13 protein-coding genes and 2 pseudogenes are annotated in these 13380 nt (G+C 66.3%); 6 read left to right on the top strand and 9 right to left on the bottom strand.

All coding sequences use genetic code 11. From position 1 onward, the window contains the following. Window positions 1–10: 10 nt before the first annotated feature. Complete coding sequence (locus RCO28_RS37570) at window positions 11–619, top strand: gamma carbonic anhydrase family protein (RefSeq protein ID WP_308945879.1); 609 nt, start codon at window positions 11–13, stop codon at window positions 617–619. Between the two features lie 85 nt (window positions 620–704). Here RCO28_RS37570 and RCO28_RS37565 read toward each other — a convergent pair whose 3' ends face one another. The 3 genes from RCO28_RS37565 to pdhA all read right to left on the bottom strand — a co-directional run bounded on the left by RCO28_RS37565 (window position 705) and on the right by pdhA (window position 4185). Then, complete coding sequence (locus tag RCO28_RS37565; RefSeq protein WP_308945878.1) at window positions 705–2009, bottom strand: dihydrolipoamide acetyltransferase family protein; 1305 nt, start codon at window positions 2007–2009, stop codon at window positions 705–707. Next, window positions 2006–2989 (bottom strand): alpha-ketoacid dehydrogenase subunit beta, encoded by a 984-nt coding sequence (locus RCO28_RS37560; RefSeq protein ID WP_308945900.1) that lies wholly within the window; start codon window positions 2987–2989, stop codon window positions 2006–2008. Before RCO28_RS37560 ends, RCO28_RS37565 begins: the two co-directional genes overlap by 4 nt. A 65-nt stretch (window positions 2990–3054) precedes the next feature. Then, entirely contained in the window at window positions 3055–4185 is a 1131-nt protein-coding gene (gene pdhA / locus RCO28_RS37555; protein WP_308945877.1) for a pyruvate dehydrogenase (acetyl-transferring) E1 component subunit alpha, read from the bottom strand. Between the two features lie 320 nt (window positions 4186–4505). On the opposite strand from pdhA, the gene RCO28_RS37550 reads away from it, so the two are divergent. Genes RCO28_RS37550 through RCO28_RS37540 form a run of 3 tightly spaced genes read left to right on the top strand, consistent with a single transcriptional unit; the run spans window position 4506 to window position 7109 of the window. After that, window positions 4506–5267: an AfsA-related hotdog domain-containing protein gene (locus tag RCO28_RS37550; protein ID WP_308945876.1), complete on the top strand. Its 762-nt coding sequence runs from the start codon at window positions 4506–4508 to the stop codon at window positions 5265–5267. Then, window positions 5167–6477: a prephenate dehydratase domain-containing protein gene (locus RCO28_RS37545; protein ID WP_308945875.1), complete on the top strand. Its 1311-nt coding sequence runs from the start codon at window positions 5167–5169 to the stop codon at window positions 6475–6477. The genes RCO28_RS37550 and RCO28_RS37545 overlap by 101 nt, the downstream gene beginning before the upstream one ends. Continuing rightward, window positions 6474–7109 carry a helix-turn-helix domain-containing protein gene (locus RCO28_RS37540; RefSeq protein ID WP_308945874.1) on the top strand — a complete coding sequence of 212 codons (636 nt, stop codon included), beginning with the start codon at window positions 6474–6476 and terminating at the stop codon, window positions 7107–7109. Before RCO28_RS37545 ends, RCO28_RS37540 begins: the two co-directional genes overlap by 4 nt. Here the strand turns inward: RCO28_RS37540 and RCO28_RS37535 are convergent. Further along, the gene (locus tag RCO28_RS37535; protein WP_308945873.1) at window positions 7084–8148 is read right to left on the bottom strand and encodes a LysR family transcriptional regulator; all 1065 of its coding nucleotides are present in this window, start codon (window positions 8146–8148) and stop codon (window positions 7084–7086) included. The two genes, RCO28_RS37540 and RCO28_RS37535, sit on opposite strands and share 26 nt — an antisense overlap. A 1722-nt stretch (window positions 8149–9870) precedes the next feature. Here RCO28_RS37535 and RCO28_RS39565 point away from each other — a divergent pair. Beyond that, window positions 9871–10080, top strand: a pseudogene (locus RCO28_RS39565) (LuxR C-terminal-related transcriptional regulator); the annotation flags it as partial. Window positions 10081–10082: 2 nt separating this feature from the next. On the opposite strand, the gene RCO28_RS37530 reads toward RCO28_RS39565, so the two are convergent. The 3 genes from RCO28_RS37530 to RCO28_RS37520 form a co-directional block, all read right to left on the bottom strand. After that, entirely contained in the window at window positions 10083–10256 is a 174-nt protein-coding gene (locus tag RCO28_RS37530) for a hypothetical protein (RefSeq protein ID WP_308945872.1), read from the bottom strand. Window positions 10257–10280: 24 nt separating this feature from the next. Next, window positions 10281–10775: a TetR/AcrR family transcriptional regulator C-terminal ligand-binding domain-containing protein gene (locus RCO28_RS37525; protein ID WP_374991324.1), complete on the bottom strand. Its 495-nt coding sequence runs from the start codon at window positions 10773–10775 to the stop codon at window positions 10281–10283. 227 nt (window positions 10776–11002) lie between these two features. Then, on the bottom strand, window positions 11003–12148 hold the full coding sequence (locus RCO28_RS37520; RefSeq protein WP_308945870.1) for an MFS transporter: 1146 nt from the start codon (window positions 12146–12148) through the stop codon (window positions 11003–11005). A gap of 317 nt (window positions 12149–12465) precedes the next feature. Between RCO28_RS37520 and RCO28_RS37515 the strand changes: the two are divergent. Further along, window positions 12466–12772 (top strand): annotated as a pseudogene (locus tag RCO28_RS37515) (AMP-binding protein); the annotation flags it as partial. A gap of 39 nt (window positions 12773–12811) precedes the next feature. Here RCO28_RS37515 and RCO28_RS37510 read toward each other — a convergent pair. Then, window positions 12812–12958: an IS3 family transposase gene (locus RCO28_RS37510; protein WP_308945869.1), complete on the bottom strand. Its 147-nt coding sequence runs from the start codon at window positions 12956–12958 to the stop codon at window positions 12812–12814. 164 nt (window positions 12959–13122) lie between these two features. Continuing rightward, the coding region (locus tag RCO28_RS37505) for a DUF255 domain-containing protein (RefSeq protein ID WP_308945868.1) at window positions 13123–13380 on the bottom strand (258 nt) is incomplete at its 5' end.

The following is a 13380-nucleotide window of genomic DNA, read 5'->3' as shown; positions in this document are numbered from 1 at the left end:
GATGAGGACCATGGCAAGAATCTATTCCTTCGAAGGAAACGTACCGGTCGTGCACCCCACGGCCTTCGTCCACCCGGACGCTGTACTGATCGGCTCGGTTGTGGTCGGACCGGGTTGCTACGTCGGTCCGCTGGCGAGCCTCCGGGGCGACTTCGGACACATCGAGTTGCGAGCGGGCTCCAACGTGCAGGACTGCTGCGTCCTTCACTGCTTTCCAGGGGCCGACACAGTGGTCGAGGAGGACGGGCATGTGGGCCACGGCAGCGTGCTGCACGGCTGCAGGGTGGGTCGTGACAGCCTCGTCGGGATGAAGGCCGTACTGATGGACGGTGTGGTCGTGGGACCGCAGGCGTTCGTCGGTGCCGGCAGCTTCGTCAAGAGCGGCTTCCACGTGCGAGAGCGGCACCTGGTGGCGGGAAGCCCGGCCAAGGTCATCCGGGAGCTCACCGCGGACGAGATCGCTTGGAAGGGCAACGGCACCGACCAGTACCGAAAGCTGGCGCAGCGCTGCCTCACAGGGCTCCGTCCGGCAGAGGCGATGCCCGAACGTGCTGCCGCTGGGACCGTATCCCTCACCGAACCCGAGCACGTCACTCTGCACGCATTCCGGGCCCGTTGAGGTCGCTGAGCACCGCGTGCGCCGAGTAGCTCACCCCTGTTCGTGGTGAACGTCACGAACAGGGGTGAGCCGACCCGTACCCGGATCAGAGCAGGCGGAGCAGAGACGCAGGCTGCTCGATCAGATCCGCGACGTGGCGAAGGAACCCGCCCGCCGCCCCGCCGTCGCACACACGGTGATCGAAGGTGAGGGACAACTGACACAGGTGCCGGATCGCCAGTTCGCCGTCAACGACCCACGGACGGGGCAGAATTCGACCGAAACCGAGCATCCCCGCTTCCGGATGGTTGATGATCGGGGTGGAACCGTCGACGCCGAACACTCCGTAGTTGTTGAGCGTGAACGTCCCCCCGGACAGGTCTGCGGGAGCCAGCTCCCCTGCGCGAGCACGGGCGGTGAGGCGGGCGATCTCGGCGGACAGCTCCGGGAGCTTCATCCGCTGTGCGTTCCTGATCACGGGCACGACGAGACCTCGCTCGGTCTGCGCGGCGAATCCGAGGTGGACCGACGGGAGTTGGATGATTTCCTGGCGGCTGGTGTCGAGGGTCGCGTTGAGTTCCGGATGGCGTGCGAGCCCCGCGAGGCAGATGCGCGCGAGTAGGGCGAGAAGGGAGACCTTGGCGTCGTCCCGGATCGTCAGCTGCTGCTTGGTGTCCAGCAGCCGTGTGGCATCCACATCGACCCATGTCGTCGCGTCCGGAATCTCCTGTCGGCTCCGGGCAAGTTTGTCGGCGATGGTACGGCGGGCTCCGCGCAGGGGGATGAGCACAGCCTCGGGCGTACGTGCAGCCGATTCGCCGGAGAGGGCGGGTGCGTTCGGTGCCGGTGCGGCATGGGCGTACGGCACCTGGTTGTTCTGCTCGACGTCCTTGCGGAGTATGAGCCCTCCAGGACCGCTGCCGCGCACCGTGCCCAGGTCGAGACAGTGTTCCTTGGCAAGTCTCCTCACCAGAGGGGAGATCACGCGAACTGATCCGGCGCGGGCCACCTCGACCGCGGCCGGAACCGTGACCGTCGAACCGGGAGTGGGGACGAGAACTCGGCGCCGACGAGCCGCAGGTGTGGAAGTGCCGTACCCGACCAGCACGCTTCCCGAGCCCTCCGCGGACCCGGACGGATCCGATACCTCGACCGATGGCGCCGGTTCCTCGCCGATCGCCAGGAGCGGCTGACCGACATCAAGGATCGTGCCCTCTCGCCCCCACAGGCGGGTGACGACGCCGGCGTACGGACATGGCACCTCCACCACGGCCTTCGCCGTCTCCACCTCCACCACCGGCTGGTCGACGGTCACGGAGTCACCGACGCCCACCAGCCACCGCACGATTTCTGCTTCCGTGAGGCCTTCACCCAGATCGGGAAGCAGGAATTCCTTGACGAGCCCGGTCATGTGGTCCCTCCCTGAGTGCTGTCCTCCCATTGCAGACGCGCGACGGTGTCCAGGATGCGGTCGACGTCGGGCAGGTGGTACCGCTCAAGCATCGGGGGCGGATACGGAATGTCGAACCCGGTGACCCGCAGTACGGGAGCCTCCAGATGGTGGAAGCAGCGCTCGCTGACACGGGCGGCGACTTCGGCACCGAATCCGGAGAAGCCCTGGGCTTCGTGGACGACAACGGCTCGGCCGGTGCGGCGGACGCTGGCGCACACCCCAGCGTCGTCGAAGGGAACCAGACTGCGCAGATCCACGACTTCGAGGTGCCACCCCTCGGCCTGTGCCGCCTCCGCAGCCTCCAGGCACACCGGTAGCGAAGGACCGTAGGTGATGAGCGTCGCCGAGGGCCCGGTGCGCCGTACAACTGCCTCACCCAGCCTGGGCAGCGCGGCCGAGCGATCTATTTCGCCCTTGGACCAGTACAGACCCTTGGGCTCCAGGAAGACGACGGGGTCGTCCGAGGCGATGGCCGCCCGGAGAAGGCCGTACGCGTCGGCGGCCGTTGCGGGCGTGACCACGTGGAGGCCCGGCGTATGCGTGTAGTACGCCTCCGAAGCGTCGCTGTGATGTTCCACGCCGCCGATTCCGCCCCCGTAAGGGATGCGGATGGTCAGCGGCATCGGCAGAGCGCCACGCGTACGGTTGCGCATCTTCGCGACGTGGCTGACGAGTTGCTCGAAGGCGGGGTAGGCAAAGGCGTCGAACTGCATCTCCACGACGGGGCGGAGGCCATACATGGCCATTCCGACAGCGGTTCCCAGGATGCCTGCCTCGGCGAGCGGAGTGTCGGTGACCCGGCTGTCGCCGAACGTCGCGGCCAGTCCGTCGGTGACACGGAACACGCCGCCCAGAGTGCCGATGTCCTCGCCCAGTAGATGCACTCGGTCGTCGCCGGCCAAGGCGTCCTGGAGCGCCAGGTTGAGCGCTCTGGACATGGTCACTTGCTGGAAGTCTGACGCGGTACACGTGGAGCGCGTGGTGCCCAGGTCCGCGATGGCGGTCATCGGCGGACCTCCTCGGCGCCGTCGGCGTGCACGCTCTGCGCCGCAGCCAACTCCTCTGCCAGCAGCGAGCGTTGTTCCTCCAGCTGTGGGGTTCGGTGGGCGTAAACATGGTCAAACAGGTCCAGTGCGACGGGGGAAGGGTCCGTGGCGAGCCGACTGCGCAGGTCCTGCGCCATATCTTCTGCCTCTTGCCGGATCCGGGCCACTTCGGCGTCGTCCAGGAGTCCCCGCCCCCGGAGGTGCCGTTCCATGCGGGTGACCGGGTCACGCTGGAGCCAGAACTCGACCTCGGCCGTATCACGGTAGCGCGTGGCGTCATCGGCATTCGTATGTGCGTCGATGCGGTACGTCAGCGCTTCGATCAAGGTCGGTCCGCCGCCCTCGCGGGCACGCTCCACGGCCTGCCGTACCTCGTGGTACACGGCCGCGGCATCGTTTCCGTCGACCAGCACGCCCGGCATGCCGTATCCGATCGCCTTGTGGGCGAGGCTGGGTGCGGCGGACTGCTTGCTGATGGGGACGGAGATCGCGTATCCGTTGTTCTGCACCAGGAAGACAACGGGGGACCGGTAGACGGCTGCGAAGTTCATCGCCTCGTGGAAGTCGCCCTCGCTGGTGCCTCCGTCGCCGATCATTGCTAGAACGACCAGCTTGTCCCCTCGCAGAGCAGCGGCGTGCGCGAGCCCCACGGCATGAGGGGTCTGCGTCGCCAGGGGGGTGCTCAGAGGGGCTGTGCGATGCGTGAGCGGGTCGTAGCCGCTGTGCCAGTCACCCCGCAGAAGTGTGAGCGCGTCCACGGGGTCGACCCCTCTCACCAGCAGGGCCAAGGTGTCGCGATAGGTGGGGATGAGCCAGTCCTGTGGGTCCAGTGCGAGTACAGCGCCCACCTCGGAGGCCTCCTGCCCCGTGGTCGACGGGTAGACAGCCAGCCGACCCTGCTTGGTCAATGCGGTTGCCTGCTGGTTGAAGCGACGGCCCCGGACCAGGTGGCGATACAGCTCGAGCAGGACGGAGGCGTCGAGGGACTCCGTGCCGGACGCGGCGTCGATGAGGCTCAGTGGCTCCGAGGAAGGCAGCAGGACCGTCCCGCTGTCCTCGCCGGCACTTGGCGGATAAAGCACTGTCATGTGGATGAGGCTCCTTCGACCGGGTGAGTGGGAGTGCCGGTTCCAGAGCGCATGACGGTGGCCGGGAGCCGACTTCCCCGCACCAGCATTCGCGTCGGCAAGGAAGGGCGGCAGTCGGCCGATACGGCTAGTACCTCGGCTCTATCTCCCGGCTCGCACTTCTCGAAGGGGCCACCGGGCGCCGGAGTTAGAACTCTGGGACTAGGCGGGTGGACTTACGCCCAACTGGCGACTACCAACGCTGTTTTGATGACCTCACGCTGAACGGACCCAGCCGCGACCATGCATGGTTGCGACTTCTCTCAGCCAGGAGGAAGTCCATGAGCAGTGCAGCCACCTCCCGACTCGTAGTCGGTGACCGGTTCCGCGACTTCGCCGAAGCCGTCGGCGCAGACACGTTCTCGGGTCTGACCCGCTCACTCGACGCGGGCGACTTGGACACGCTCGATGGCCCGGTCCACGTGGTCACCGGCCAGGGCATCGGGGAGTTCGAGATCTCCTACCTCCGGGACTCGATCACTCGTCGGCAGCTCGACGGCCGCATAGTGGTCGTGCACTCCAGCGGGCAGCCCGCACACCGTCAGGAACTGCACAAGGCCCGCGAGGACAACGTCTTGGTCGCTGCTCTCACGCAGCTTGACGACAGCACGTACGAGGCCCAGCTGAGGCTGCACGACCACAACGAGCTCCTGGTCGATGTGCAGGACCGGGTGCATGTGCAGGGCATGGTGGCGGTCGAGGCTGCCCGACAGATGTTCCTCGCGGTGGTCGAGCGCTACTTCACTGCCCGTTGGCCTCAGCAGCGCTACTACATCGTGCTCAACTCCATGAACACCACGTTCTCGAACTTCCTCTTCCCGGTGGGCGCGACACTGCGGCTCAAGGTGGACGAGTCCGACCTCTCGGAGCCGGGGCGGCTCACGGTGCGTACGACGGTCGAGGTACAGCAGGCAGGGCGGGCCGCCGCTGAGGTGACGATCGATGCGGCGGCCTTCGCCCCCGGCTTCCTGGAGGAGAAGGAATTGCGGCGGGCCAAGAGCGCCGTGGCCAGCGCAGTGGACGCGGCCCTCACGACGGTGTGACATGAATTTGTCGGTACAGGACTCGAAGGCATCTCCTGCCTCGGCACAACTCCGCGGTCGGCGATTTGCCTACTTGGGACCGGAGGGAACCTTCACTGAACAGGCACTGCGACGGGTCCCGGAGGCCATGGGCGGTCGGCTGCTGCCGGCGGCATCGGCTTCAGAGGCACTGGCGCATGTGCGTCGTGGAACTGCCGATGCCGCGATGCTGCCAGTACAGAACACGGTGGCCGGAATGGTCCCGGACACGCTACGCGCGCTGGTGGAGCAACCGTCACCGGCCGTGCTGAGAGAAGTCGTTCTTGGCGTCGAGTTCGCTGTTCTGGTGCGCCCAGGGGCATCGCTCCGGGACATCCGTACGGTGAGCGGTCACTCTCATGCAGGGGCGCAGGTGCGCAGATGGCTCAGGGAGCATGTTCCACGTGCTCATTGGGTGACGGCACCGTCCAACGCCGCGGCGGCGCGCAGTGTCAGGGAAGGCGAGTGCGACGCCGCCGTGGCTGGAGAGTTCACCGCGGCACGCTACGGTCTCGAAGCCATCGCTACGGGCATACAGGACACTCCTGGTGCCACCACGCGTTTTCTGCTCTGTGCGCGCAGTGGCACGCTGCGGGGTACCGGCTCCCATCCTGCCGACCGCACGTCACTGATCGGTCGATTCGCGGGGCGGCCGGAACAACAGAGAGATCTGCTGGACGGGCTGAAGAACCATCCCTTCCTGCAGGCCGCTTCTTTGAACGTCGCGGACCACGGCCCGGGCGGTCACATCCTGTTGGCCGACTGCCCGGGCCCTCCGGATCATCCTGATTCCGCGCGGGCCGTCGGCCTGCTGCAACTGCGCCTGCCGGGTCTCAGGTCGCTGGGGTCGTACGCATCGCTCTGCCCCGTTGTCGTCCCGTACGAAAGGAGCAGGACCGTGCCCGCCAGGATTCGGGCGGTGGACGGCGCCTCTGCGGAGCCCGCCCTCGGCGACATCAGCCGGTTGAGAGAGCAGATCGACGCTTTGGACCATTTACTCATCGACACGCTGCGGAAACGGCTGGAAGCGTCCCGGGAAATCCAGCGGCTTCGCACGGGGCACGGCGGTTCACCTGTGGACTCCGGGCGCGAGCGTACGGTACGTGGGCGGTTCGCCGAATCCCTGGGCGAAGGCGGGGGCGGGATCGCGGACGCAGTACTCGAGCTGTGCCGGGGGAAGGCCGCCACGTGACCGATTCAAAGGCGGCACAACCGCCGTCCCGTCTCCGTCGCGGTCGTGAGGGCGTTCTCGCGGCCGCGACGGTCCTGTTCCAGGAGCGTGGCTACGACGCCACGAGCATGGCCGACGTCGCCCGTCGTGCGGGTGTCACCAAGGCCGCCGTGTATCGCCACGTGAGGAGCAAGCCAGATCTGCTGCGAGCTGTCACGGAGCCCGTACGGGCAGCCCTGTGCTCGCTGCTGAGCACCAGCGCGGTGACAGACGGCCGAGGGCTGGAGGGAGTTGCCGGACTGCTGCGCGCTCTGACCGACAGGGCGGTGGCCGACCCCGCCGGTCATGCCCTCCTGTGGGGGACGGCCAGCTTGCAGGGCGAGCACGACGGCGGTGCAGAGTGCCAAGAGGCGGTGCTCAGGAGGCTCGTGGAACTGCTGGAGCGGGCGGTGGCAGAAGGAGATGTCCGGAGCAACATCGAGCCAAGGCTCGTCGCGAGGCTTCTCCTAGGAGCCATCGTCAGTACGAACTGCCCTTCACAAGAGCTGGGTTCGCCTCCACACGCCGCGGTCGACGCCCTTCTCAGCGGCCTTGCGCGCAGCGGAAACGTGCCGGGCGAGGAAGCCGTCAGGCGGTGGACGCGGGCTGCGTGAGCGCGGACCGTACGGCTTGTCTGAGCCAGACGTGCACCGGCTCGGTCTCGTGTCGCGGATGCCATGCCTGGCAGATGCTGATGGGAGCCGTCTCGATGGGGAGGTCGAACACCTCGATGCCCAAGGATTCCTGTGCGCTCGTGGCGAGGGAACGGGGCATCGCCGTGACGAAGTTGGTCGAGGGAAGCATCAGCAGCGCCTCACCGTAGTTGGGCACGGAAGCCACGACCTCTCGCCGCAGGCCCAGTTCCTGCAGGGCGACGTCGATGGGGCCGGTCATGCGGCCCTTGCGTGAAACGCTGACATGTCGTGCTGCGGCGAAGGCCGACGCGGTCACAGCGCCTTCGAGAAGGGAATGACCGGTTCGGACCGTACCCACGAACCGGTCTGTGAAGAGGGGATCGATGCGCAGCTCCGGCGACGGCTCGTCGATGATGCCCACCTCGATGTCCACGGCCCCTTCCCGCAGAGGTGCGTTGCCATGGGTGTTCTCCACGGTGAACGTGAAGCGCGCGAGCGGTACTTCCTCGCTTGCTTGTCGTAGCAGAGCCGGTGCCAGAACCGCGGCATAGGCTTCGTCCGCGACGATGGTCAGGGTCCGGCTGACCTGAGCAAGGTCCTCCTGGGGGCGTGGCGTGAGCAGGTCTTCGGCCTCGCGCATGAGCGCGCGGACCTTGGGCTGGAGCTCCAACGCCCTGGGGGTGGGGACCAGCCCTCGGCCGGCCCGGACGAGGACGGGATCCCCGAGTGCATGGCGGATTTTGGACAGCGCGCGGCTCATTGCGGGTGGCGAGAGGGCCAAACGCTCTGCCGCACCGGTGACGCTGCCCTCCTGCAGCAAGGCGTCCAGGGCCGGCAGTAGCCGCATGTCCACATGGGGCGGCGGGGCGGAGAAATCATCGGCCCAGTCGCCGGGGCGGGATCCGCTCACATCGGTTCTAGTCAATGCGTCTCCTGAGAAGTGTTTCTGCTGCCCGTCCGACGGGCGAAACCACGTTATGACCAGGAGCGCGGCAAGGAACAGAATGAACCCGATCACACGTAGGGACTCAGCCATCCCACGGTGAACGCTCCGCGTAGCTGGGCGGCGGTGTGCTGCCGTGCCTACGCCTGAGTCCACGACGCCGCTCATCGTGGAATCCAGCAATTGCCCTTTCGCCGAGCCGTCCTGGAATCTGCGGATCCCGAATGCGTTGGACAGCGACGGGTTGGAGAGCCCCGGCCCGATTCCGACCACGACGATGCACCGCGCGTACTGGACGTAGGGAGTCGGGGCACCGCACAAGGCAAGAGCCCGAGGCCGACGGCCACGAGACCAGGCCGCAGGCGACCACGGGATGGGCGCCGTGGTGCTCCGCCAGGCGCGTGGTCGCCTGCGGATCAGGAAGATCACGACGGCCAGTGGCGCTGTGCCCCTGCCCGGCAAGTCCTCTGGATAGTCGTTCACATACAGAAGGAGGCCAGCAACAACGCGCCTGCGCCGAATGCCATCAGGACGGCAGGAGACGTCCAGCCGAGTTCTGACCCTCGACTCTCGATGGTGCGGAACAACACGGAGAACACCGCGATCATGGGAGCGGCGGCTGCGAAAGGGCCTGCCAGTCGAAGAACTGGAGAACGGCACCGCCCACGATATTGCTTGCCGCCCCTCCGCCTCCGCTCAGGGCGGCCCAAAACGCCACGGCGTGACCGCGTTGGTTCTCCTGTTAGCAACTGATGAGGAGGGGAAGCCTGTTCAGAAGAATCGGGGCGGCGCCGGCTCCGGTCAACGCCAGTGCGGTGAGCAGGACGGTGACCGTCGGTGAGACGGTCGACCGGATAGAGCCCACCGCCATGTGGCGGTCGGGCGCAGCGCGCTCGTGGCCGGTTGACCGACCGCCAGATTCAACCTGGCACCTAGGCCGAGTACCAGCATGACGCAGATTCCGCTGGCGACTGCGGAGGCTCTCGAACTGGGCTGCACCGCCCGGCGCAGCAGGAGAGAGCTGCGCCGCGCGCGCGGATCGGATGACGGTCACGGAAGGCCCCGCTCGGCCCTGCCCAGGTACGTGGAGAGTCCGAGACCCTGCCCGTCGATGATGCCGACGACGTCGAGGTATCAGTAGACCCATTCATCCAGGCTCATCCACTGCCTCACCTTGGATTACTTCTGCGTACGCGACTACGTCAGCCGACTTCAGGTTCCGAATTCGAGTACCGTCCGGTGGTCGCATGGGGCGGACGCCTGCGTAAAGCATTCGTCCCATGCTTGCAGGAGCGGCACAATAACCGCTGGAGCGTGCTTCTGCCGGCCCCTCGCGTCCAGGGGCTGCGTTCTTTTTATTTTCCGTTGTTGAAGAATCCGCATAGGATCTACCGGTGACTCGGTTCGTTAGGGCTTCCTGGCAGGGTCGGAAAGAATGTGAACAGCGGCACGAGAAGCGCCCTCTCCCGCCGTCGGCGCGTAGGCGCAGGAAAATGGGACCCGTTCTTCACTCTATGAGGATGGCGTCGAATAATCCAACCCGCTTCGTACAACATGCAATTTGATTTTGCGGAATCGTTGCTTCCGTGCTCCTTGGCGAGGCGCACTCCGTGCGGAATTTGCGAAGTGTTTAAGGATTCGAGGGTTCCTGTGATGTGACCCACGTTTAACTGTCCCGTTTGATTATTGGCTATATGATGATTTCGCAAGGTGTAATCGTTGGCGAGGTGACGGTGCGGGCGATGGGCTCGCCAACGCTTCGGTGAACAATTTTTCGTTGCATGACAGGGGGAGTACATGTCTCTTGGGGAGTCTCGCGCATCCCGTACGGCTTCCGAGGGGGTAGTTCCTGTTTTAGGTCTCGAAAACAGGAGACCTGATCAGGAATCCGGACGGCCCGCCTCCATGCTCACGCCCAGGGAGCGGCAGGTTCTGAACGGAATAAGAGAGGGTTATTCGAACAGGATGGTTGGAAGGGTCCTCGGTATTTCCGAACGAACCGTCAAGGTTCATCTGCATTCGATCTTCATCAAGCTGGGCGCCGCTTCGCGCACTGAAGCCGTCATCGCGGGAATCCGGAACGGCTGTATAAGCTTGCATTGACCATCATTGACGCTCACATGCGCGTGGCCCCCGACCGTCATGTCGGGGGCCACGCGCATGTGAGCGTCAATGATGGTCACGCAGGCCTTTGAATCAGCCTTGCTTCATGAGGAGGACGACTCCCTCGCGAGTGAGAGGACGAGCCGGGCGGTGGTGGCCACGAGCTCTTTGTCGATCGGTTTGCCAAACACGAGGACCCGGTAGTACAGGGGGCCGAGCAGCAGGTCCACGAGGTGATCGATGGTCTGTTCGTCGACGTCGGCGCCATCGGTGCGAGCCAGGAGCGCGCGGAGTCCGGCGACATCGCGCTCACGTTGTTCCAGGAGGAATCCGCCGCGCAGCGAGGCGGCGGTGTCCTTGTCCAACTGGGCGTGCCCGAGCAGGGCTTGCATCACCTGGCCGGCCGGCTCCTGGAAGAAGTCGGCCACACGTTGTAGGTGATTCTCGAGTTCATCCTCTGGGCTGCCCTCTCCCGCACGCCACTCCAGTGCTTCACGGGCATCGTCGGTGAGCGTGTCCAGCAGGATTCCGACCTTGGATTTCCACCAGCGGTAGATCGTCTGCTTCGCCACGCCCGCGCGTTGAGCGATGCCCTCGATGGTCAGGGCGGCGAACCCTCGCTCGACCAGGAGGTCATCTGCGGCATGGAGTACTGCGAGCCGGACGCTCTCGCTGCGTCGAGGCCCGGTTCGGCTTACGACGGGGTGCTGGTCGCAGGCAGGTTGTGGCTTCCGCGTGGCGCTGATGGTTCCCTCAACCTTTCGACTCGTACGGTTCCGTGATTCTGGCACAGCCGGGTTCGCCAGGGTGCTCTGCGCGAGCCGGCTTATACGGCCTTCTTGCCGGGCCGGACCAGACTGATCAGTACTCCCAGGGCGAGCGCGGCCACGACCGCGCTGAACGTCTCACCCGCTGGTCGCAGGCTGCTCTGGCGGATCAGGACGCCGACGCCGATGGCGGGCACGGCAAGCATCGAGTACAGGATGGCAAAGAAGGTCGAGACGGAGGCGCCTCGGTGCTGCGGGGCGCTGCGCGTGGTGATGCTGCCGATACCGTGTCCGACGGCGATTCCCGTTGCGAGGCCGTTGACGGCAGCTCCGACGAGCAAGGGAGCCAGGGTGCTGGTGGCCATGGCCGCCGCAATGAGGGCGGCGGCGGCCATCAGGCCGAGGCATGCCACCGGCAGCGCTGTGCTGGGCTTCAAAGTGCGGACCAGAAGCTGTCCGACGGCGGTGCATGCGAAGGCCATGAAGACCACGACACCCGTCAGCGAGTGGCTGGACTCGTTCAGGACGGTCCCCAGGAACAGGCCTGTGACGGCGGTCAGTACACCGAGGACGGCGAACCCGGCACCCCCCGCCATGGCCGAGCGGAGGAAGTCCGACCGAATCTCCGCGGGAACGTGCAAGGGCTGGATCTGAAGAGAGAGGCCGGAACGGTGTTCGGAACTCTCCCCGCTCACCATGACCCCGAGCAGGCCGACGGCGGCAAGGACGAGCATGACAACCCAGGGCGTACGCAGGGGAGAGGGCGCCAAGTCCGCCAGGATGCCCGTCAGTAGGGTGCCGCATGCGAGGCCGCCCATGTTCGCGAACAGGGCGAGGGTGGCCGGCTTGACGCGGCTGTGCTGCCCGAGTCGTTCCGCGAGTGAGGCGGTGCCCGCGCCGGTGACGAGTGCCGCCGAGAAGCCGGAGATGACACGCGCGACGAGTATCGCGGCGACGTTATGGGCCATGAGGAACACGAGGGCGGCGCACACGGACAAGAGGGTTGCGGCGATCAGGACGGGGCGGCGACCCACCTGGTCCGAAAGCCGTCCGAAAACGAGCAGCCCGAGGACGACCCCGAGGGCGTAGACGGCGAAGACCACGGTGACGGTGAACGCCGTGAAGTCGAACGCGTCCCCGTAGAGCGGGTAGAGCGGCGTAGGTGCCGTGGTGCCCGCCATGGTGATCCAGAAGGCGAACGTCACGCTGATTGTGCCGAGGCCCCGGCCCCGGACTTTTGTCGGTGCGCCCGCCCGGTCGGCGGCGCGGACGGATGTTTTCCCCACTGATGTGGCCTCTCGAACGTGTGTATCCGGGCTGAAGCGGAAGGCGCAAGACGAGACTTGCCGTTGCGTCTTCTCTAGAGCCTAGACTAGTCGTCGCGTCTATTCAATGAAGAATCGAAGGCTCCCTGGCCGGGCGGGACCGGTGGCGGGTGCGCAGGCCGATGAACGGCGGAGGCGAAGCCAGGCGGCCGTAGCGCGAGGCGGAAGGCGTCGAATGGCAGGGGCACGATGGAGACGAACCGCGTGGGCCTCAGGTGATCGAGGCGGTGACCGTGCCTGGGGCGTGGTGGTTCGGGACGACTTCGGCCAGACGGAGACCGCGGTACAGGTGTCCAACTCGCCGGGCCAGCGCTTGATCCCGGCTCGATGGGCCGCCCGAGCCCCGGCTACCGGGTCACTCTGCTCGATCCGGTCACCGGCGAGCCGGGAGCGGCGGAGGGGGAGATCTCCCTGGACCCGTCGGCGCGGCCCGTTGGCTTGATGGCCGGTTACCACGGGGATGCGAAGCGGACCGCCGAGGCGATGGCGGATGGCTACTGCCGTGAGCTTGCTCCGCGTTGACGGACACCATCGGTGTGGTGATCAGGCCGCGAGTGCGCTCTCGTATTCGGCGGGACTGAGATAGCTGAGGCTGCTGTGCAGTCGGTGGAAGTTGTACCAGCCCTCGATGAAACCGAAGATCGCGGTGCGGGCGGCGGACCGGCTGGGCCAGGAGCTCGTGTCGAGCAACCCCCTTTGATGGTGGCGAAGAACGACTCTGCGAGCGGGTTTTCACGAAACTGTTCACGGTCTCGCGACGGCCCTTTGTCAGCCCCGGCAGCCGGAGAGCTGTCCTCTAGGCACTGGCGGATGTCGGCGTAGTGCTCGGGGGCCCGCTCCGGAGAAGCCTTCAGCTACTGGCACCAGTGGCAGGAGCTGTACCCGACGCTCAGCAGAACCGGTACGCCGCGCCGCCGGCCCTCCACGAAGGGGCCGGGCTCCCGCGTCCACCAGTCGACCGGGTTGTCGGCGTGCTGCAGGAGACAGGGGGAAGTCCAGTTGTGCCAGATGGCGGTGGCGAGGGCGAGGAGTCGTTGGCCGGTGCGGGCGAAGACTCCGGCGGGTGTTCTGCCTCCGTGTTGTTCGAGGCTGAGTTGACCTTTGAGGGTGTC

Origin of the sequence: Streptomyces sp. LHD-70, from assembly GCF_031157275.1 — a bacterium.
GTDB lineage: Bacteria > Actinomycetota > Actinomycetes > Streptomycetales > Streptomycetaceae > Streptomyces.
The sequence above is the reverse complement of the archived record's forward strand: the minus strand, read 5'-3'. Positions and strand labels throughout refer to the sequence as shown.